At 54.3% G+C, this 22928-nt stretch carries 15 protein-coding genes; 6 read left to right on the forward strand and 9 right to left on the reverse strand.

Features of this window, described 5'->3' with window-relative positions; translation table 11 throughout:
- Nucleotides 1–3: 3 nt before the first annotated feature.
- The 9 genes from QTO31_RS15785 to QTO31_RS15825 all read right to left on the reverse strand — a co-directional run bounded on the left by QTO31_RS15785 (nt 4) and on the right by QTO31_RS15825 (nt 15556).
- Nucleotides 4–666, reverse strand: coding sequence for a cytochrome c3 family protein (locus QTO31_RS15785; protein WP_301430050.1), 663 nt, complete (start codon nt 664–666; stop codon nt 4–6).
- Nucleotides 667–690: 24 nt separating this feature from the next.
- Entirely contained in the window at nt 691–1296 is a 606-nt protein-coding gene (locus tag QTO31_RS15790) for a c-type cytochrome (protein ID WP_301430052.1), read from the reverse strand.
- Nucleotides 1297–1347: 51 nt separating this feature from the next.
- Nucleotides 1348–4470 (reverse strand): TAT-variant-translocated molybdopterin oxidoreductase, encoded by a 3123-nt coding sequence (locus QTO31_RS15795; RefSeq protein ID WP_301430053.1) that lies wholly within the window; start codon nt 4468–4470, stop codon nt 1348–1350.
- 381 nt (nt 4471–4851) lie between these two features.
- Nucleotides 4852–6252: a (Fe-S)-binding protein gene (locus QTO31_RS15800; protein ID WP_301430055.1), complete on the reverse strand. Its 1401-nt coding sequence runs from the start codon at nt 6250–6252 to the stop codon at nt 4852–4854.
- 20 nt (nt 6253–6272) lie between these two features.
- Nucleotides 6273–8906 carry an FAD-binding oxidoreductase gene (locus tag QTO31_RS15805; protein WP_301430056.1) on the reverse strand — a complete coding sequence of 878 codons (2634 nt, stop codon included), beginning with the start codon at nt 8904–8906 and terminating at the stop codon, nt 6273–6275.
- Between the two features lie 21 nt (nt 8907–8927).
- Nucleotides 8928–10208 carry an FAD-binding oxidoreductase gene (locus QTO31_RS15810; protein ID WP_301430057.1) on the reverse strand — a complete coding sequence of 427 codons (1281 nt, stop codon included), beginning with the start codon at nt 10206–10208 and terminating at the stop codon, nt 8928–8930.
- Between the two features lie 5 nt (nt 10209–10213).
- Nucleotides 10214–11662: an FAD-binding oxidoreductase gene (locus QTO31_RS15815; protein ID WP_301430058.1), complete on the reverse strand. Its 1449-nt coding sequence runs from the start codon at nt 11660–11662 to the stop codon at nt 10214–10216.
- 667 nt (nt 11663–12329) lie between these two features.
- Nucleotides 12330–13676: a hypothetical protein gene (locus tag QTO31_RS15820; RefSeq protein ID WP_411278403.1), complete on the reverse strand. Its 1347-nt coding sequence runs from the start codon at nt 13674–13676 to the stop codon at nt 12330–12332.
- Between the two features lie 77 nt (nt 13677–13753).
- On the reverse strand, nt 13754–15556 hold the full coding sequence (locus tag QTO31_RS15825) for a cellulase family glycosylhydrolase (RefSeq protein WP_301430059.1): 1803 nt from the start codon (nt 15554–15556) through the stop codon (nt 13754–13756).
- Between the two features lie 1232 nt (nt 15557–16788).
- Between QTO31_RS15825 and cmr1 the strand changes: the two genes are divergently transcribed.
- The 6 genes from cmr1 (at nt 16789) to QTO31_RS15855 (ending at nt 22909) form a co-directional block, all read left to right on the forward strand.
- Nucleotides 16789–17841 carry a type III-B CRISPR module RAMP protein Cmr1 gene (gene cmr1, locus QTO31_RS15830; RefSeq protein WP_031459290.1) on the forward strand — a complete coding sequence of 351 codons (1053 nt, stop codon included), beginning with the start codon at nt 16789–16791 and terminating at the stop codon, nt 17839–17841.
- Between the two features lie 11 nt (nt 17842–17852).
- Nucleotides 17853–19148 carry an ATP-binding protein gene (locus QTO31_RS15835; protein WP_301430060.1) on the forward strand — a complete coding sequence of 432 codons (1296 nt, stop codon included), beginning with the start codon at nt 17853–17855 and terminating at the stop codon, nt 19146–19148.
- On the forward strand, nt 19145–19891 hold the full coding sequence (locus QTO31_RS15840) for a hypothetical protein (protein WP_301430061.1): 747 nt from the start codon (nt 19145–19147) through the stop codon (nt 19889–19891). The genes QTO31_RS15835 and QTO31_RS15840 overlap by 4 nt, the downstream gene beginning before the upstream one ends.
- Before the next feature lie 2 nt (nt 19892–19893).
- Nucleotides 19894–21228 carry an AAA family ATPase gene (locus QTO31_RS15845; protein ID WP_301430063.1) on the forward strand — a complete coding sequence of 445 codons (1335 nt, stop codon included), beginning with the start codon at nt 19894–19896 and terminating at the stop codon, nt 21226–21228.
- 392 nt (nt 21229–21620) lie between these two features.
- Entirely contained in the window at nt 21621–21917 is a 297-nt protein-coding gene (locus QTO31_RS15850) for a hypothetical protein (RefSeq protein WP_301430065.1), read from the forward strand.
- The gene (locus tag QTO31_RS15855) at nt 21914–22909 is read left to right on the forward strand and encodes an RAMP superfamily CRISPR-associated protein (RefSeq protein WP_301430066.1); all 996 of its coding nucleotides are present in this window, start codon (nt 21914–21916) and stop codon (nt 22907–22909) included. The genes QTO31_RS15850 and QTO31_RS15855 overlap by 4 nt, the downstream gene beginning before the upstream one ends.
- Nucleotides 22910–22928 lie beyond the last annotated feature (19 nt).

Genomic DNA, 22928 nt, shown 5'->3' on the forward strand with positions numbered 1-22928 from the left:
CCTCTAGCGATGGCACACGAAGCAGTTGGTCAGGCGGCCATCGGTGGGGATCTGATATTCGATCACCAATTGCTTCCGTTCGGCCAGCGATAGCGAATTAACATCCCACTCCATATTGAAAACCTCTTCACGTGGTCGAATATGGTCTTCAGGAGCGCGATGACAACCGAGGCACCAGCCCATGTACAACGGCTGCGCTTTTGCCGCTAACTGTTGCTGATCGATTCGACCGTGGCATGAGCTACAGCCAATACCCTTTGCAACATGAATTGAATGGTTAAAGTAAACAAAATCGGGCAGGTCGTAGATACGGTTCCAAACCACCGGCTCCCCGGTCTGATAGCTAGTACGAACCACTTCCAACAAAGGGCTGTTCGTCCAGACCTGGGAATGGCAGGACATACAGGTTTCAGTTGCCGGAAAGCCTGCGTGAGCGGCCTTCTCGACCGTGGCGTGACAATACCGACAGTCGATCTTCAACTCGCTTACGTGATGCTTATGGCTGAATGGAACCGGCTGGGCTTTGGCCACTCCTACATCAGTATACCATGGCGAGAGGTAGAAACCGACCATCGCCGCAATCGTCCCTATGATCAGCATCACAAGGCCAAAGAGACTGGCCAGGAAGATCGCATTTGCATTACGCGGAAAGATTTGGGCAGACATACGTCGCGTCTCTCACTCTCTAGCCTAGCGACCGGCTTTAACTCGTTCCAGCTCAGCCTCACTCAACAAGGCCACATCGGTATTTTGACTCAATTGCAGGGCACGAACATACGCCGCAATCGCCCAACGGTCTTCAGGCGGAATACGGGCCGCATAACTGTACATTCTGCCAATACCGTTCGTGATCACATCAAAGAAATAGCCGATGGGCACCGTGCGCAATCGATCTTGATGCAAACTTGGTACCGTCATTGGTCCGCGATAAGCAATCACACCTTGACCATCACCGACCAATCCATGACACGGAGCGCAGAAAGCGTTGTAGCGCGACTGTCCGTGGGCAAGCAGGGCGGCATCAAGTTTGATCTCTGGTGGTAACTGATCGGCCAGTTGACCCTCGACCCGGCCAGTCATTAATGGCGAGTTGGGGTTATAACTGTTCAACGGCACCGTATTAGCAGGCGGCGGCTGCATTGCGCGCCCATCTGGAAAGAAATTGCTCACATCATTCGGCTTATATTTAGGCTGGTCATACATGTCAACGTGACAGGCAACCAGCACCAGGCAGAGCGGCAACCAGGCCAGCCGCACTACCCGAGCCAGAATTGATTGACGAATAGAATACTTCATACGCCAATACTCGTTTCTAGCACTAGCCAGCTTTCCCTGGCCGATCTGCTCTTACCCTGCACTGTGCCCACCGTCAAGCCCTTCACTGGGGTTGCGTACCCGTGCCAGATAGCTTGTACGCGGCTTGAGATTCAACTCATCGAACACGGTGTAGTTGTGCGGCTGCTTCTTAATCTTAGCCACGCGGCTATCAGGATCATTGATATTGCCAAAGATAATCGCCTCGGTCGGACAAACTTGCTGACACGCAGTGACTACCTCACCATCGCGAATAGGCCGATTACCTTCGACCTTCGCCTTGATCCGTGCTGCGCTGATCCGCTGTACGCAGTAGCTGCACTTTTCCATCACACCGCGATTACGCACCGTCACTTCTGGGTTGCGCATCAGCTTCAGACTCTCGCTGGTCAGGTCGCTATACTGCAAGAAGTTAAACCGGCGCACCTTAAAGGGACAGTTGTTCGAGCAGTACTTCGTTCCAACACAGCGGTTGTAGACCATGTTGTTGATACCTTCGGCATCGTGAACAGTAGCCGCAACCGGACAGACCAACTCACAGGGCGCCTGTTCACAATGCGCGCAGGTCATTGGCATTAAGTATGCTTCGGGATTGTCGAGGTCCTCACCAGCGTAGTAGCGATCAATGCGGATCCAGTGCATCTCACGCCCACGAGCGACCTCCTCTTTTCCAACGATTGGAATGTTATTTTCAGCCTGACAGGCGATCACACAGGCATTACAGCCGATACACGCCGACAGGTCAATCACCATCCCCCACTGATTACCGGTGCTGTAATCATAACCAGGCAACGATCCCGGTAGCAATGACTGATACTTCGGCTTCCGCTCAGGCGAACCGTACTTCTCGGCATAGACCTCTTTGGCAATGTACTTGGGGTCTTCCTTGAAGCGAGTAAATTCACCGGCGCGCACCACATCACGCCCTTCGAGCGTCCAGTGATCCTGGGTGCTTACCAGCAGATAACGTTCGTTGGTTGCAGCTACACCGACTCCGGCAACCAGCCACGGTGTTGCACTCGGACGCAAGCGATAGCTATTAAAACCAGCGCCTTCTGCCACTCGACCACCTTGTTGCCGACCATAACCGAGCGTTACCGTGATGGTATTTTCTGCATGACCGGGCACAATCCAGATTGGTAGTCGTAGTGCACCAACCGGTGTGGTGACATCGATCATGCGGCCGTTCTCACCGGTCAGCCGTTCCAGCGCCTGTTCACGAGCTCGCCCGGGAGCAGACAGACTATTCGGATCGAAAGGTAAATTGAGCAAGCGAATTGCGGTACGTGGACTGACCAGCGCCGCATTATCCCACGTCAGTTTCGTCATCGGACGTGGCAACTCTTGCAACCAACCGTTATTCGCGAAGCGACCATCCCAGATCGCCGGATCAGGCCGGAAGATCAACTCCAGACCATCTGTCGGCAATGGCGCCTCAAGACGCAGGCCACTGACAAGCGACACTTGAACCGGAGCAAAACGTGAGCCTTCAACGACACCTGAGCTAAGTGCTCGCTTGAAGAAGTCGTCGAATGCAGCATCTTCTAGACCGGTTTGCTGCTGCCAATACGCACGCACAATATCGTAATCGGTTGTCCCGATATTGCCGTTCAGGGCGGCCACCAGCTCATGTGCCGACCGCGAGCTGTATAGAGGGCGGATCAGCGGCTGAATAATCGTTGCTGTGCCGTCATAGGCACGCGCATCTGACCACGATTCAAGAGGATGGGTTAGCGGGATAAACCACGTTGCCAGAGCTGCCGTCTCATCTTCATAAGGATTGAGCACAACAGTCTGTTTTGCTTGCCGCATTGCCTCGGCAAAACCTAGATCGGCTGGAGCAGTAAAGACAGGATTACTATCAATAATGACCAGTAGCTCGACATTGCCAGCCCGTAAATCGTTCACCAGGGTCACTAGGTCTTGAAGATCTGACGGTTGCGCAACCGGTTCAGTATACTCGACAGTCGTTCCTACGGCACCGAGCTGGAGATTTATGGCATGAGCAATAGCGTGCACAACTGGCGGCTGCGCTTCACCGACAATAACGACCGCCCGCGAGCCAGCTCGCCGCAAATCATCTACGACAGCCGACACCCACTGCTGCTGCTTCTCGTTCAGACCGGTTGCCGGTGCAACCGCAGCGACCCCCAACTGATTTGCCACTGCTGCCGCTAATTGCCCGATCATACCAGCCGAGACTGCCAGCCGATGATCAGCAATTGCACCGGTTGGTGAAAACACCGGCTCGGCCACATACAAACGGCTCATCGTGTTGGTCTCGGCGCGAACCCGCCGCCGCTGCATCAAATCACGGGCATAGCGCACCCGGCCAGGCCCTTCGCTGACAAAATCGGCATCAAGTGCCAGCACAACATCAGCCTGCGTAAAATCGTAGCGAGGTTCATACGGCGCTCCAAACGCCAGCTTTGTACCAGCATACGTATTACTGCGCCCAACCGGATCGTACTGAATCCAACGTGCTGCCGGAAATGTTGTCAGCAGCTCCTTCATCTGTGAGCGCAGCGTTGGCGATGTGATCGTTGGCGTCAGTACCCGTAACCCCTGGCCTTGCAAAGCACGTTGCACCTGCAACATTTCGGTAATTGCCGTCAGGAATGTCTCCCACGTGCTCAGCAAACCGCTACGCCGTACCGTCTCAGGGCGATCAGGATCGTAGAGAGCCAGTAATTCGGCCTGGGCAAATACATCGGTTGCGCCCAGACTGGCCGGATGAACCGGATTCCCTTCGATCTTGGTTGGACGCCCCTCGTTACTCTTCACCGTAACCCCAAGCGCAAACCCATCGAGGGTCACGGCAGTAGCGTAGTAGTTGGGAATACCCGGAATCTGATCACGCGGTGCACGGGCAAAGGGCGCAACCTGCTCTTGCGGTTGTTTGATCGCGAAGGTGCAGCCAGAAAGACCGGCAAGCGCCAACGATGCTCCCATCAGTTTGAGGAACGAACGACGTGACACCGGATCGCTCAACTCACTCGCACCCTGGGGAAATTCACGGGCGAGCAGTTCGCGGAAGGCCGGCGTATCGACCAGTTGATCGAGCGAACGCCAGAATTGCTTGCCGCGCACTTGCTGTAACTGGGCGCGGACAGCCTCGATCTCAGGCTTGGCAGGGTGAAGATTCATCTCACTCATTGGTGTGGCCAGACTAGATACGTAGCGGTTCCAATCCCGCCCTCAAACTTGTGAATTCGGGCACATTCAATCACTTGTGATTATAACAGAAAGCTAACCCATCAATGCTGACAAGCTGATACTTGTCGTGTCTAGGTTTGGTATCTAGCAGGAATAGCGTAGTTTACAGTTTTCCAAACCAGACGTGATGCTTACAGTATGGGTATTATTGTTGCGAGCTAACTACCGAATTTATCGCCAGTTTCGGCGTGATCTTTGTGCCGACTTGTACAATTATAGTAGCATACCTTGCAGAAAACGCGCAACATGAACAAGCCCTGTGCAAGCCATCTCACAATCTATTGGCTGCACAGGGCTGTAAGAAGTTACTTGCCAGAATTGTCAGGAAGTGGCTGCAAATACCCGATAGGACTCATCGAGCAATTCGATAATATATCGCACCTGAACATTCTTTCCGCGGCGGCGTAGTTCTCCCGCTAATTGCAATGCGCAGCCAGGGTTTGCTGTGGCGATAATCTCAGCACCGGTGGTAAGGGCATTATCAATCTTGCGGGCGCCAAGACTCATCGCCATGTCGGGCTGAGTGATGTTATAGATACCGGCACTCCCACAGCACAGTGAGGATTCGGGCATTTCTTTCAGGGTGAGACCGGGGATGGCAGTCAACAATACCCGTGGCTGTGCACTGATGCGTTGAGCGTGTACCAGATGGCACGGCTCTTGATACGTCACCGTGATGTTCAATCGGCCTAATTCACTGCGATTGAAGTCAATACCGGCAAGAAATTCATGGACATCTTTTACCTTGGCGCTAAACCGCTCGGCGCGTTCACGCCATTCCGGGTCATCGTGCAGGAGGTGACCATATTCTTTGAGCGTGCTGCCACAACCGGCAGCATTGACAATAATTGCATCAACCCCTAATCCTTCAAATGCCGCAATATTACGTCGAGCTAACTCGCGACCACCGTCGAGATCCCCGCCGTGAGTGTGCAACGCACCACAACACCCCTGATCGGGCGGTAGAATGACCTCACAGCCATTTTTGCGCAAGACGCGAATGGTTGCTTCGTGCACGTGTGCAAAAGCAGTACTCATGATGCAACCGGTCAGCAACGCAACACTGTAGCGAGGTTCGCCCTCAGCCGGAAAAATCTGACCGTGTGGTACGCTATAGTGATCGCTGATTGGCGGCAACATCGCTTCGGTATCGGCCAGACCGAGGAGCTTGAGTAAACCACTCTTGCGAGCAAGCCATTGGATGCCACTGCGTTGGTAGAGCCGCATCATAGTTGAGAAGAGCCGGAATACCTCCATCCGCTTGAACAGTACTCCGAAGACAGCTCCACGCAGGGCACGTTGCCAAAACGGACGGGGAGGTAACTTTGGTTCTGGTGTGCCTGGTATGGCCGGTGGCCCGGCTTTACCGGCCCGTGCCTGCTCGATCTGGGCCCGGCTGGCTTCAAGGATGGCACCATACTGCACCCCCGAAGGACACACAGCCTCACACGCCCGACAATTCAAACACAGGCTCATCTGCTCTTGAAAGACTTCGCTGGCAAGACTGATGCGTCCTTCGTCAACCGCTTTCATCAAGTAGATCCGTCCGCGCGGCGAAGCCATTTCTAATCCGGTTTCACGGTAGGTCGGACACGACGAGAGACATAATCCACAATGCACACAGGTATTGATAATGTCAGAGCTTGGTTTATCTTTGATGCTAAAACCGATCAACGGGATGGTCGGCTGAGTTGATGATGACGATGCCTGAGTAACAGTCACGGGTCGTTCTCCTCTTTCGCTTATAGACGATTATCGGCAAACCAAAATGCTTCTGGGTTCATCTGGTTGTGCGGATCGATAGCAACTTTGATTGCCCGCATCTGGTCGCGGGCAGCCGGTAAGTGTCCCCACCTTTCCGCATGTGGTATGAAGTCTGGCGGTGCGGCTAACAAGTGAGTATGCGGGAATGCAGCGGCAAGATCGCTATGGAATGCGGCAATCTGCTGGAAATCACCGGTAACCTGGATGTAGATGATCCCATTGAGCGCGTGAGCCGTAACTGCTGCCGTCACCTGCCGATGATGAGCATGCGCTGTAATAGCCTGTACCGTTGCTGCACAGTGTGCCGGCCAGACACCGACTCGCAGCAACACTTGTTCTCTCATCGGTGCATAACGAGCTACGGTCTGATGCCAGAAGTTCGTCTCATCGGTATCGCGAACAACGGTCACCGATGCAGCACAGCGCTGAGCCAGAACGGTTGCTTCCTGTACATGGCGCTCAACTGCCGCTGGATGTCCTTCAGCACGCATCGCGACAACGATAGCCTGATGATCGGCCAGATACTCAACTGCCGTTGGCAGCAGGCGACTGGTAGCCAGATCATCGATGAACGCCCAGGCTGAGGCCGAATCGGGGAATTGTCCGAGCAGCGTTGCACTTGCTGGTGGTTGAGGAAAGACTTTCAAGGCCACTGCGGTGATGACCCCAAGTGTACCAGCGCTTCCAACGTACAATTTCACCAGATCGTAGCCGGTCACATTCTTCACAACCTGCGCCCCTAACCGAACCTGGATGCCGTCAGGTTCAATAACATCGAGTGCCAGCACCCAATCGCGCCAGGAACCATACCCTAACCGACGGGGGCCATCAACTGCCATCGCGACCAGCCCGCCCAGACTCTGGTGTGGGTCGGCCGAATCGAGGGGGAGCATCTGGCGATGCGGGGCAAGGATTGCCTGTAGTTCGGCCAGAGTGGTACCGGCGGCCACCTTAATCGTCAGATCGTCTGGTTCGTACACCAATATTCCCCGCCAGTGCATCGTCGAAACTGTCACCGCTTGCGACGAGCGTGCGACGGAACCACCTGTAGCAACAACCGGTATTCCCGCGTGATGACAGGCATTGATCAACTCGGCGGCAGCAGCGGGTGTTTCTGGCGCTACGAACGAACCGGGAATAGGCAGATTCTGGATTTTTGTCGGATCACGCTGTTGTAGACGCGCCGCACGAGCCGCTGCCAGCGCAGCCGGGGTTGTGTCAGGTGGAAATATCTTCGCCGGATTAAAACAACCGGTTGGATTAAAGACCTGATGGATGGTGGCGTGCAATTGCAGTTCGGCAGGCGAGAAGAAACGCGGCAAATACTCACATTTCTCCAGGCCGATACCGTGTTCACCGCTGACCACACCACCCTGGGCGATACTTAGTTCCAGTACACCGGCTGCAATCGCATGTGCCCGTTGACGTTGATCCGGATCGCGTGGATCGTAGAGCACCAGCGGATGCAAATTGCCATCGCCAGCATGGAACACGTTACACACTTCCATCCCATATTCAGCCCGCAATCGTTCAACGTGCTCCATCATGACCGGCAATCTGGTGCGGGGCACCACAGTATCGACCAGGTAATAGGCAGGAGCAAGTCGGCCAATAGCCCCCGCAACGGACTTTCTTGCTGTCCACACCCGCGCCTGCGTTGCCGGATCGCGTGCCGGACGCACCTCAAATGCACCATGCTGACGACAGATAGCAATGATCTGATCCAGTTGATCGTCAAGGCCATCTTGCACACCATCGACTTCAATAATTAAGGCGGTGGTGCCGGTTGTTTCCGGTAAACCCAGGCTATACGCACTATTTACTGCGCGAATTGCATTGTGATCCATCACTTCGAGTGAGGTGGGTAACGAACCGGCTGCGATCACCGCACTAACGGCTGCGGCAGCCGCAACCACCGACGGAAAGAGCGCCAGTACCACCCTCACCGCTTCGGGCAATGGGGTCAGCCGCACAATCGCAGCAGTTACCACACCGAGGGTTCCTTCACTCCCTGCCAGCAAGCCGGTCAGATCGTAACCAATAGGATCAAGAACGCCATCACCGCTCCAGTAGCGATGTCCGGTATGATCGACAACCTCAACCGCCAGGACATGATTACTCGTTACCCCATATTTGAGGCAATGCGGACCACCGGCGTTGGTCGCGATATTCCCGCCGATCGTGCTGGCACGCTGCGAAGAGGGATCGGGCGCAAATTGATACCCCAGCGGTGCGAGATAGGCGTTAAGGTCGGCATTGACCACGCCAGGCTGCACAATAGCCAGACGTGATCGCACATCAACCGTTAAAATGTTGTCCATCCGAGCCGTGCTTATTACCATGCCTCCGCAGAGTGGTACAGCCCCACCAGCAATACCGGTACCGGCGCCACGCGCCACGATTGCCAGACCAGCGCGGGCAGCCAGTCGTACCGCAGTAGCCACCTGTTCGGCAGTGGTTGGCACAACCACGATTGCAGGTGGATGGGCAACCAGCATGCTACCGTCGGAATCGTAGGTCAGTAACGCTTCCGGTTCGGTTATGACAGCCTCCGCCCCAAGCGCCGCTCGTAGTTCGGCGATCAGTTCGGCAGACGCAGCGACTGATGTCACGTTGCAAAACTCCTCTGGCGTTCAGACGACAAAACGTCCGGGATTCAGCAGATTTTCAGGATCGAATTCTTGCTTAATCCGCTGCATCACCTCGAGATTAGCGATCTGAGTGCCAAACGCTGGCACCTCATCCACAAGCGAGGTGGGGGCAGCGAGGACCATTGTTTGCGGTGCAGCCTGTAATACGGCAGTGTGCCACTCGTGCAACTGAGAAACTGAACCGCGCACTCGCAGGTAAGCAACACCGTTTGTGGCGCGGGCAACCGCCTGCAACGATACAGTGGCGTGCTGTGCAGCAGTTCGCGCCGCAGCCAGCACACTACTCAGCGCGGCAGGAAGACAGGTAACACGCACAACCAGCTCATCAGCCGCAACCGATGCTGTCTGTGGTATATCATTGATAGCTTCCCATAGCCGAATATGGGCTTCGTCGCGCAATGGTTCAGCCTGCACCCCAACCTGTGCAGCAAACGTAGTGACATCGCGAACATGGCGCTCAACGGCTGCGGCTAATCCTTCGCTGCGCACGGCCAATGCAAACGGCGTATCAGCAAGATCAATCCCCTCAAGATATTCCACTGCAACCGGGGTTAGTTGACTGGAGGCGATAGCATTCACTAACTTCCACAATGGTTCTGGCGTTGCGGCCCGACAGAGAATACTGGCAGCGGAACGTGGTTGCGGTATCAGCTTGAAATTGGCCGAGGCAATGATTGCCAGCGTCCCAAAACTGCCGAGATAGAGCTTCATCATATCGAAGCCGCTCACATTCTTTACTACCATCCCGCCAGCTTTCGAGATGCGTCCGGTCGCTTCCACCACCCGAATCCCGATCAGCAGATCGCGAGCTGAGCCATACCCCAAACGTCGGGGACCGTCCATTGCCGTTGCCAATAAACCACCGATTGTTGCCCGATCAGGCAACGGTGCATCAAGCGGCAACATCTGGCCATTCGCTGCTAATGCAGCACTGAGCGCACCCAGCGTCATACCGGCTTCAACCGAAATGGTAAGATCATCGGGTGTATAGTCGAGAATACGGTTCAGGCGACCGGTTAAGAGTACGGCGAAAGGACGTGACGGTGGACGACCCCATCTCTGCTGTGTGCCACCACCCCAGGGAACAATCGCAACGTGTTCGGCAGCCAGCCGGGCAACCGTCTGCGCCATTTCCTCAAGCGAGCCAGGTGCAACACTCAACAACGGCTGTTGACCATAGATATAGTATCCGGTAGGATGCTCTCTAACGTACTGTTCACCGACTAACGATTCCAGATCGGCGCGTAACAATGCGTTATTCATCTGCTTCAACTCGACTTCAAAGCACTCCAGGCCACACCCGAACGGCGCAGAGCCGCCAATTCACCGCAGCCACGCCCCTTGGGAAAGACTTTACCGGGATTAAACAGATCGTGCGGGTCAAAACTCTGATGGAGACCGGCCATTGCTGCCAGATCATCCGTCGAAAAGAGCAGCGTCATGTAATCCTGCTTCTCAACCCCAATTCCGTGTTCACCGCTGATCACTCCACCAAAATCAATGCTTACCTTCATCACACTGGTTGCCGCTTCAAGCGCACGCTGATTTTGCGAGCGATCACGACGATCAAAGAGAATGATCGGATGGAGGTTACCATCGCCAGCGTGAAACACGTTGGCAATCGGCAACCGAAACTCACGAGAAATGCGCCCAACCTCATCCATTGTCTGCGGTAATTTGGTGCGCGGTACCACCGTATCAACCAGATAGTAAGTTGGCGCCAACCGTCCCATCGCGCCAAAGGCATTCTTGCGGGCTGCCCAGACCTGATTTTGCTCGGCCAATGTGCGGGCAGGACGAACATCAATCGCTCCATTCCGCCAGCAGATAGCGGTAATATCATTCAACAATTCATCAAGACCATCTTCAACACCATCAACTTCGATCAGCAGAGCGGCGCCAGCAGCTTCGGGGAGACCCAGCTTATACATGTCGTTCACCGCCTTGATTGCCAGCCGATCCATGATCTCGAGCGCGGCGGGCAACAAGCCAGTAGCAATCACCTGTGATACTGTCGTTGAAGCACCGGCAATATCGGGAAAGAGCGCCAGCACAACCCGTACTGCTTCAGGAAGCCGGGTCAAGCGCAACCAGGCGGCAGTAACGAAACCAATCGTCCCTTCAGAACCGGTAATCACACCGGTAAGGTCGTACCCCGCTGCATACGCACTACCATCACCAGTCCAGATGATTGAACCATCGGGTAACACAACTTGCACTGCCAGCACATGGCTAGCCGTGATACCATATTTCAGACAGTGTGGGCCCCCGGAATTATTAGCGATATTCCCACCAATAGTACAGGCTTTTTGGGAGGATGGATCAGGGGCAAACTGATACCCAAACGATTTCAGATACTGTGATAACTCCCAGTTAATCACCCCAGGTTGACACAGAACACGTCCATTCGCAGTATCAACCTGTAAAATCTTATCCATGCGGGCTGTGGAGATAACAATACCACCCTGCATCGGTGTTGCGCCACCAGCAAGCCCGGTGCCGGCGCCGCGCGGGACAATCGGCATACCGGCACGTGCAGCCAGTCGTACAATTGCCGCCACCTGCTCAGCACTCGTTGGCAACGTCACCACGTGCGGCTCGCAAGTATCCATCACACAACCATCGGCATCGTAAGTCAACAGCGCATCAGGATTTGTCACGACGCCGCGTGGGCCAAGAATGCGCTCCAGCTCTGCGATTAGTTCAGCACGGTTCATTCCGCACTCCTACGGCCATCGAGGCCGCTTATCCAGGGTTTTGATAGGAAATTCTTTTAGAAGTGGCTGCTATGTGTGTAGTATACCATAAAAAGTAGGCGATAGTGAGGGAGAAAGGGAAAGTGCGCAGGAGCAGATAAGTCTTTTCAGAGTTCTCATTCGACCGAGTAGCAGTGAGGAGAGAGGGAAGATAAACGTTCGTAAACGAAGTAGTTTCCTGTGCCAACAGTGGTCTGCGACTAGCCCCCTCGGTAGTGCGCCAATCACATCCGTCAGCACACGGTAGGGGCAGGTTCCACCTCCTCCACAAGCAGCGGGTTGGGGGTTGCCGATGCCGTCTGTCGCACACAAAATGACTGCATGGAAGACCACTCGCCTTCACGCGAGTCCTCTTTCTTCTCTCACATGGTGAGAAAAAAGGCGAGGTAAAGGCAGGTACAGAATGTTCCCGCCGAGGTAGGCAGATTGCTCCGACCTGAACGGATGCTGCGAGTGTTCGTTTCCACCCGTGCGCCTGAACACACGGTGCAGAATCAGTCACCGTGTACGTGTACGTGTATAGGTCATGGGCACATCAGACACAACTACCTCCTTCCCCTGCCAGAATAGGAGAGGAAGGAGGAGATAACAGAACGGCATCGTCAATAGGGATTTCTCGGACGTCCGCTCACGGCGCAACAAAGCGACCCTGCCACATCTTGATCTGGGCAATGGTATCTTGTGCACGCAAATAAGACAAACGAGGGCTCCAATCAGGATTGAGAATAGCGAATGAAGCCTGTTCGTGATTGGGATTACCCTGCTCACCCCAGAGCACGGCGAAATTGATGTTCCAGAGGAACATATTTCCGACGAACGGATAGTTATCGTAAACGCGCAACATCGCCGAGCGGATGTACTCTGCCTGCTGTTCCGGGGTCACATAGTTACCAAATTCGTAGCCCGGCGTGTTATTTGGAGTTGCCCAGCCGTACTCGGTAATCCAGATCTCCTTGTCGCCCATACCATACTGCTCCATCCACTTCCGAACATTTTCTACATGGCGGAAGTAATGGGTTTCGTGGTCGTTCCAGCAGCGATCGGGAGCTGGCTTGCAACCGGGGATATAGCTCGGATTATCAGGCCAGAGGGTATCAGGCGGATTAGCCGCACCACCTGGATGCACTGCCTGGATATCGAAGTAGTTACGGGCTTCGCCTTTGTTGTAGGTGTACATCAGGCGATAGAATTCTTGATCAGAAAGCGCAATAGACGGATTGGTCACCCCACTCGACGACGAAGCTGCTGCCAGCACTAAAGCATCCGGATTCAGCGACTTAATGCGCGTATAGGCAGCCTTCAGAATTTCGACATAATGCCCGACATCCTCTGGCACAATCTCGCCACCATTCTCTACCGCCAGATTCGGCTCATTCCAAATTTCGTAGGCGTGAATTTTATTGCCATAGCGACGAACCATCTGCTCAAGGAAGTTCGCCAGGGTTTCGGGATCATCGGGTAGGCCATTGGTTGCGTTATAGGCGGTAGGTGAGCGCACCACATTGACCAGCAGCTTAATGCCAAACCGGTTAACTGCCTCAACAATCCGATCTAGTTCATCCCAACCGTAAATACCCTTGACCGGGTCTTCAATATCCATCCACACCACCTGCTGGCGGAACCAGTCAAAGCCGGCATTCTTCGTCAGTTGCAGCACACGATCGCGATCCGTGTAGTAGAGATGACCAACGACACCGAACTCCAGGTAATCGGGGTTAATTGGCACTGGTGTTGGCGCAACTGGGGTTGCGGTTGGCTCAACTGGCGCCACCGTTGGCTGGGTAGGTGCCATAGTTGGTACAGGGGTAGGCGGAGTTGACGTATCAGGAGTTGCGACAATCGCCGCCGTCGGCACATTACTGACGGGTGGATTAGCCGTTCCGCCGCCGCAGGCCACCAGAAATGCGGCAACTATCATCAACACAAGGAAGAGTGCAGACCAGCGCCGCATTCGTTTGATTAAAATACGAGACATACCCATAAGACCCTCTCAGTTCAAAGACGAGTGGCACGTGCAGATCATTGGAGCCACTGCCTGCTCATTCCTGCTCACTAATCCTTCGGCATAGCCTGAATTGCAAACCATGCCGGACGCGGGCTCCAGTCACCGTTAATCACGCCAAACGATGCCTGTTCGTGGAGTTCATTGCCCTGTGCGCGCCACGGTACTGCGAAGTTCAGATTCCAGAGGAACATCGCTCCCACCCATGGTGCATATTCACGGCGACCGATCTGAAATGCGCGGGTAATCCATTCGGCCTGTTGCTCAAATGAGATCGAATTACCGTACTCGTACCCTGGTGTATTGTTGCGCGTCGCCCAACCAAACTCGGTAATCCAGATCGGTTTATCAGCCAGACCGTTTTCGACCAGGATATTGCGAATGTCTTCGACCCGACGGAAGTAGAACTCACGGCTGGTACGCCACTGCGGGCCGGGGCCAGGGCGATCGGGCCAGAGTGTGTCGGGCGGATTGTAATGACCACCGGGATGCACACCAATTGCATCAACATTCGCCCGGAACTTTGGATTTGAAGCCATTGAGCGCACATACGACGTATCGCTCAACGCAATATTTGGGTTATTCGTTTCAGTGCTGGTTGGCGCACCACTGACCACAATTGCCATTGGGTCATTGGCTTTAATCGCCTTATAAGCCACTTCGAGCAGATCGACATAGTAGCTGGCATCAGCCACTCGTCCACCAACTCCACCATCGCGCGCACAGTCACCACCATTCTCACAAGCGCGATTCTGCTCATTCCAAATTTCGTAAGCCTGTACTCGTCCCTTATAACGCTTCGCCATCTCACCCATAAAGTAGGCGAAATCTTTAAAGTTTTCACGACGTGGCATCCCGTGGCTACCATTGGCCGTTGCCCAGGATGGCGAAGCAACGATGCTCAACAACAAATTCACACCCTGACGATGAGCATCGGCCACAATGTCATCAAGCTCCGCCCAATAAATTGCACCTGAACGGTCGTGGAGATCCATCCAGCGCACTTGCTGTCGAATCCAGTAAACCCCGGCGTCACGGCTCATTTGCAACACCCGGTTCCGATCCTGCCAGGCGGTACCCTGACCGTACAGGTGCGCATTGAAGCCATAGATGAACGGTCGTGGTAATGATTGATCAGGCGTGCGGTAATTGAAAGCGGGATTAGTGCGATGCTTGAGATCACGGTACTCATTGCCTAACAAACCGAGCAAAATGCGATAACGCGGATCAGGTTCATCTGGATGCCACTCCATGCGCTGGCGCTCAAAATACTGCACCCAGTAGACCTCGCCGGTTGCCTGATTCCGCTCCTGGAACTGCTCGGAGAGCGGGTAGCCAAACACTTCCAGACCACCATTTCGCAACCAGAAGGTTCGGAATGGCGCCGGACTATCACGTAACGTATGCCCTGTCTCGGCAAACCACGTACCGTCACCAGGGTTAGCAACTCTCTGGAACGGTGGCTCATTCTCACGACCTTCAACCAACCGCCGACCGAGCAAACGACCCAGGATGTAGAAGCGATTATTTTGGATCCCGAAATTTTCGGGATGCTCTTCCAGAATCGCCCGCTCGAAATATTGGACGCGGTAGAACTTCCCTGGCTCGGTAAAACTCTCTTCAATAAACGGTTCCGAGATCGGATAACCAAGGACAAACAGGGCATTCGGTGTATTCTTCCAGGTCTCTAAAAACCAGTTGACCGCGCTATGACCGGTTTCAGGAAAATAGCGCGCCTGATACGGTGGATACGTGTCGGGTACGCCCATCTGAGCGGCGCCAGATCGTGGCCAGATCAGCAGCGAGGCCGTCAGCACAAACAAGCCCAATACAGCAAAAATCCGTTGTGTCATGCAGAAACTCCCTTTGTGACACTGATCGCAATCATAGCATTTACCTGTCTAACTGCTATGGTAGCGAAACTTACATAGCAGGTGGCTGAGGAAAAGCTGATATTTCGCTCAGGAGAAGATCGGCCAACTGATAGCAGGTAACCGAGCGGATTATACTCTTCGCCAGGGATGAGCGTCAAGTTGTGACCAAAGAGCGTGACTATATCGGTAACGTAGTTTGTCAACAACCGATTTTCAATTTATAGACTCAGCGCGAAGACTCATACGTGTACGTTAAGAGCCTATCCGAATGATCACCCCTCTCCCGCAGCGCGGGAGAGGGGTTGGGGGTGAGGGCCACCCGCAGCGCCTGGCGGCCCTCCCTTTCCCCCCAGCCCCCTTCCGCTCCCACTAGGGGAGAGATTAGCGTAGCAGCGGCGACTCTGTGCTGAGTCTTTCAACGATACCGAGTTCACCAACCAGATCACCCCTCTCCCGCAGCGCGGGAGAGGGGTTAGGGGTGAGGGCCGCCCGCAGCACCTGGCGCTGCACGCTCAGCAGCGGGAACGTGCGGCGGATGGAGGAACAAAACGTTGGCCCCTCAACACAACGGTTGCCTAGGCCTGGTACGTTCCCAATAAGAAATCCGGGTTTGTGATCAGGCTCTAAGATGAATAACCCGCATTGGCTATCAGGAAGATGCCGTGCCCATCGTAGAGGGGTAGTTCGCGAACCGTCTCTCCACCATTGGCGGATATAGGTGTGACGCCTCGAATCTATTGTGCGTTGCGTCGTCATGCTGGACATTGACCGTCGCAATTGGGGATCCCCGCTCGGCCATCGGCGCATCCCGATACCTCTGCGGTTCGTACCAGCACGGAGCAACCTTCGCTGCCGTTATTTCCCGCGCTGTTGCGGATAGGTTCTTAGCCGGACACATGTGCCTCTGACGCCGATGACGACCTCGTACTTCCAAACGTTCCCAGACTGCGTGCGACGGAGATTGTTGTGATCGCATGGATAACAAATCGTCACGTTCTTCCATCTATTTCCGGTGAAGCGGCGATTAAAAAGAAGACGTTGAAAAATTCTTTGATCGTGTGGTATCATTTGCTGTCACAGTATCTTGAGTTCACTATCTTAATACCTCCCGATCCGAGAATTTTTCTGATAAACCAAAAGGTTTGAATGGTGGAATCAGTACAATTTCCTAGCATACTGCTATTGATGTAAAACAACATTGGACAACAGCAATGGATGTGCAGATCACAACCCTGACCCCCTTCTGGACCGGCGGTGTGGAGGGAACGACCGACCGGCTGCACGAAAGCGGACTGATTGGCAGCATGCGTTGGTGGTATGAAGCGATCGTGCGTGGGTTGGGCGGTGAGGCATGCGATCCGAGTCAGAGCAAGTGCACCTTCGACGCTGAAAAGTATCAGAAATCATCAGCCAGCACTCCATTGCAACGTCTGCGCGATGCTGGACTGTGCGATGCATGCCAGGTCTTTGGCGCGACCGGCTGGCGGCGACGGTTTCGTCTGACGATCATTAATGATCAGACGCAACCTATCTGGAAGGATGCACAACCACTCAACATCCGCCCCCCTGATCGCACGCGAGGCTGGTTTTTGCCGCCAGGGCGTATGGGTACGTTCACTTTACGACTGACTGGCGATCCAGAGGCAGTACAGCGGATTGCGGCGCTGCTCCTATTTTTGGAACAGTGGGGAAGCCTAGGCGCTAAACCACAGCTTGGGTACGGTGCATTTCGTATAGATAATCGTGAAGATGTGCTTGCCGTGGCAAAGCAGGCGAACTGGAATACGATTTCAGTATCACAGAGCGCGAGTGCCGACCCTGATCTGCGGCAATTCCTGTTCTTCCGGTTCGATTTCACTCCTAGGCAGCCGGGCTGGTGGACAAACATCCCAGGGATAAGTCGCGTTAGCATTCAGGTGCAACCATTGGTACAGCACTACAACATCGTACCGGTAACGCCAGCTTTGAAAAACGCATGGCGGTTTGGTCAAAAATGGAATCGTGCTGATGAGCAAACGATATTCGGCGCTGCACTTCCCAATCGTCAACGAGGACGAATAGTAGCAACATGGGCATACCTCGACCCCGGTAATAACCGGTGGTGCGTTCACGGCTGGGCGTGGTTGCCTGCACAATCGCAAACAGCGAGTATGCTGACGCAGACGTTAGGTAACGCAACAACCTGGAATCAGACGTTGAATGTACAGGGGACACTGACCCAACAACGTCCGCGAACAACTCAGGATGTGCGGCAACTGCTATAGGGGGCACTGCAATGCTTCAATCTCTGACCATCCACCGCTTTCGTGGTATTCGCGAGGGCGTGATCCAAAATCTACGGGCATTCAACGTCTTGATCGGTCCGAACAATAGCGGCAAGTCCGCGCTGCTGGAACTACTCTACCTGGGCGGCTTGAGCAGACGAACCTGCCAGCTCATCACCGAAACCATTGAGCCTCCCGTTCACGCGGCGACAACCCTCGTCGCAAGAGATTTTTTGGCGCATTCGCCCACCAAACGGCTACGTCAACGCCATGGCTATGCGGTGCGTGAGACGGATTCCTTCGTGATTGATCTAGACAAAGAAAAGGCTTTGGATCTGGAGCTTCCCGATCTTCCGGCAACACACCCGTTGCACCGATTCCGTCTGGCTGCTGAAGCACCAGACCGGTTTCGCAAAACCGACATGCAACACGCAGTCCTGTTTTCGCTCAGTCAGCCGAACCAGGCGCCGCCGGAGTTCATCCCAACGCTCCTCAACACCCATCATCCAGAGCACCCCTCGCAGCGCTGGCATTACGTGTGGGATCAACGCTGGGTGTATCGCTGGAACGATACTCAACCCCTGGATCGACTGGCAATATGGGCAGAGGCTGGCGACGGCGCGGCAGCACATGTGCTCTTCTTTGATTTTCACACCGCCCATGCCCACTTTGAAGGCGCCTTTGCGCAACGGTGCTATCGCACGGTGAACAAGTGGGAAGAGCGCATCGCGCAGAGCATGGCGCGGGTATTTCCGGATATGGCCGGAGTACGAGTGAACGTGAAACCGACCCCAACCGGCACGACCTGGGGCGGGTACCTGGAACTTCCCAACCGAACCCTGCCGATTGAGATCGATCAGTTCGGCGATGGCGCCCGTCATGCGTTCAAGGTGCTGGCTGCCCTCATCGCCCTGGTTGACCGCGCCGAACAGCACGAGTCGGGATTGTTCTTGTGGGAAGATCCGGAGTTGTTTATGCACCCTGCCACTCTTGGTCGGTTGCTCGATGAAGTTGCCCGGCTGGTGGCAGGAAAGGCTGTGCAGGTTTTCTTGTCTACCCAAAGCCTGGAAGTGCTTTCATGGCTTGCGCTTGCAATGAGAGAACCTGAGCAACAGACGTCGCTCAACCCATCCGATGTCTGTACGCTACGATTGCAGCTCGTAGGGGGAACCTTGCAAGTTCAGACGTTTCCAGGTGAGTCGATTGGAAGTTGGATGGAATTGTTTGGCGATCCGCGCACGACTGGCGAAGATGAACTGATCTCGCCGCTAGCACGTTTTCTGCGTGTGCGAGAGGTCAGGCCGTGAGTCCTGCGGAAGTCTTGATTATTGCTGAAGGCGCTACCGAACGTGAGGTGGGCAATGTTTTATACCAGAAAGGGATTCTTCATAACGGTTTGACTTATCGACTACCTTCAGGCATTCGCCAGCGTGAGGGGTATGATGCGGTAGTGGATATTCTCACCAGAGCAAACCCGCTACTCGCGTTGCAAGGCACTGGTGGCAATGTGCTGTTCATGCTCGATCAGGAGGATAGTCCTAGCCCCCTAGATCGGAAAGACCAATTCTTGCGCGATCTTCAACAGCGTGACACTAACGATTTCTGGCAAAACATTTCGTTCAGTCAGCATGCAAATACAAATAATATTTTTGAGTATCAAGCAAACAACCTGCATCTCGTGCTCCACATCTCGAATGCCGAAGTTCCAGGAATTTCAAGATGTGATTTTGATGGATATATCCTGAACATCTTGCAAAATTCCAATATTAACCAACAGGTTGTTAGCAGGATAGTTGCTGAGGGGCAGAGTTGCCAACAACTTTTGCACAAAGCTGAGATTGAGTTCACCAATCTCATGGTATCGAACGGATATTCATGGACACATGCCAAATCATGGCTGTATGCTTACATTACCGCTTTCCAGTATCGCAGATCGCATGTGTGGTTTGCGCGAGATGTGGTCAAATATACGTCAGATGACGAGCTCCGTCAGGTCTTTGCTTCACTGATCGCGGCCTGGAACCTTTTTAGCAACAAACTACGGGAGTAGCTATGATCGAACGCATCATGATTCACCGCTTTCGCGGTATTCGGCAGGGACACATTGATCGTCTACGGAAAGTGAACCTGCTCATTGGTCCGAATAATAGTGGCAAAACAGCACTGTTAGAACTCCTGTACCTGAGTGCAACATGTGGGCGTCCTGCGATCTTTATTCGGGATGATCTCTTGCCAGACGAGACTGGTACACTCCCTGCACGAACGGCACTGGCGCACGATTTCTCAGGGCATCCGCCGTTCCAGCGTTTACGCCAGCGTCACGGCAAACGTGGCGAGTGGCAGGACAATCCGGCCACGCTTACGCGAGAACGGGGAATAGCAGTGCGCCTCGACTTACTAAAGAAGGACGTTCGTGCGCCGGATGTGCCATGGGCGGAGTTTCGTCTGGAACCTCCGCTACCGGAATGGGGTGAAAAAGACATCTATGCCTTCGAGCAGGCAGACCTTGCCCAGATTGCCCTCTTCAGTCTGCCCCAACCAAAAGCGCTCGACGCCAGTATGATTCCGCCAACGTTTGCTGAGTCTGGCATTCAGCCAGGCGATGCTCACTGGTACTATCTCTGGGAGCCGGACTGGGTGTACCGCTGGAAGCTACAACACCCGCTTGATCGGCTTGCCGTCTGGACAACGCACGGATCAATGCCTGATCCAGCACGGGTGATGTTCTACGATACCGTCGCTGCCAGCTCTCATCTGACCACGTCCTTTGCTCAATGGGCATACAACACCGTTCCCGACTGGCACGAGCACATTGCTGAACGGATGGCAGAGATATTCCCGTCGCTGAAGGAAGCAACCATTGAGGTCACTGATGCGCCCGATAACCAGCATGGACGCACCGGTTATGTGCGGTTCCGTGGTCAAACACCATTGGGAATCGATCAATTCGGTGATGGCGCCCGTCACGCATTTAAGCTCATTGCCCATCTGGTTGCACTTGCTGCAACAGTAGACGACACCCATCCGGGGATGGTTCTGTGGGAAGAACCAGAGGTGTTTCAAAACCCTGCAACCCTGGGCCGATTGCTCGATGTCGTTGTTCAGCTTACAAAAGATAAGCCCATCCAGGTCTTCATCACCACTCAAAGCCTGGAAGTCATCGCCCATCTTACCCGCATGCTCCAGCACGACATCTTACCGCCCGAACAAACGCTGGCATTTCGTCTGAACCTGCGTGATGGGGTGCTCAGATCATCGTGGTTCAATCGCGAAAATCTGGCTTCCTGGCTTGAATCAGGTCGCGATCCGCGTGTTCTTGAAGACATTGATGCACCGCTTCAGTTTCAACTGCGGGAGGAAGTTCATGAAGATTCAAGTCTTTGCTGAGGGTAAAACTGAAGAGAAAGTGATTGAAAGGTTAAAGCAATTTTTTTCCTGGTCGTACCTTTCAGACCTTCGATTGTAGGGGAAGGGACAACACTAACAGGGAATTTGTCACTAAACTCGGCCCAGATATAGGACAACAGCCGGTTCGGGCGCTCATTCTGCGTGATCTGGATGATAGAGAGAATAACCAACAGATCATCCAAAGTATCAGCGATGGGCTGATTAAGTTATTTCATAAGAGAAAAATTAACGCAGTTCCCCAATTTCAACAACTACCATCGCACGGGAATGTTTTTATCTGGAAATCAACCAGTCTTGACTTTTACATTGCCGTTCATATTGCTAACTATCGCTGGAATACCAGTTTTACCAAAAGAACCATCGACGATCTGGTGTTGCAACTGGCGTTTAATCAAGATGTAGTCGATCATCTTGCGCAAAGGCAGAAGGTAGATGTAAACGGACAGATTATCATTCAAAAAGTGACGCAAGAAATACCGATGTTGCTGCGACAGAACGGCTTTCCGCCTCTGTCAGAAGCCAAAGATTATGTGCGTCTGTATGCAGCAGTGACTCGGATGCATACCTCGCCGCCAGTGTTTGCTGAGGTAGTGCTAGCAAACACGGATGATCATCTCTTACAGCAGAACTTTGCGTCGATTATTGCAGCAATTGAGGCACTTCAATGAGTTACGAATTCCATGCTCACTTCTCTTTTGCCCTTCAGGACGGTACCGTGCAGGCATTTGCGCTGCAATGGCTTGCCGGCGAGACGCAGGAGCTGCCAAAGCGCTGGGGTAATCTGCGCTTGCTGCGTGACCCGACTGCACGGCTGGCAGTGCTGGCGCAGGCAATGATCACGCCCCAACTCGAACGTGCCCGCAGTGGCACCCGCACACAGGCTGGCGGTTACCGCCTGTGGGTTGGACGGGACGCCGCAGCATTCCTTGCCCGCCAACGCACTACAATGCAGCAACTCGGTCTGGAGCCGTCATTACCTGACCTGGCAACCCTCCCGCCCGGCGCATGGGCGCTGCGCCTGACCTTCACGCTGAGCAAGCCGTATCTGAGCAGAGACGACCGTCTTTTTCACCTGCTGGAAAATCCGGTGAAGAAGGAGTGGGTCTTTGATGTTCCCTACGTTGCGCCGTCGGGATGGAAAGGTGCCCTGCGCGCCGCGCTGCGCCAGATGCGCGGGTATACCACCCTGGAACAGGAAGCGAGCGACTCGCAGATGGTGCGGCTGTTCGGCAATGTCAGGGGTGACGAAGAGGCATTTTGCGCCGGGTTTGTGCAGTTCTTCCCCACCTTCTTCGACCGCCTCGGTCTGGAGGTGATCAACCCGCACGATCGGGAAAAGGGGGTTGGCGCACGTGGTCCGATTTTGCTGGAATGCGTACCCGCTGGCGCACAGGGTGCGTTGATGCTGCTCTATGTGCCAACCGGCACGGCGGTCGATGCGCAGCAGAGCGCCGACGACCTCGTGGTCGTTGCGCAGGGCATTCAGGCGATGCTGAGCACCTATGGCTTTGGCGCGAAGACCAGCAGCGGCTTCGGCATAGCCGCAGATGACCTGGTGGATGGCGAGATACGCATCGCTACGCAGACGCTTTCTCTGAAGGGTAAACGGCTGAGTAATCTGGCAGCGGAGGTAGAACACTGGCTGAAGACCGCGCTGTAATGCTGCCGCCGTCCGAATC

Origin of the sequence: Chloroflexus sp. MS-CIW-1 (assembly GCF_030444705.1) — a bacterium.
GTDB lineage: Bacteria > Chloroflexota > Chloroflexia > Chloroflexales > Chloroflexaceae > Chloroflexus.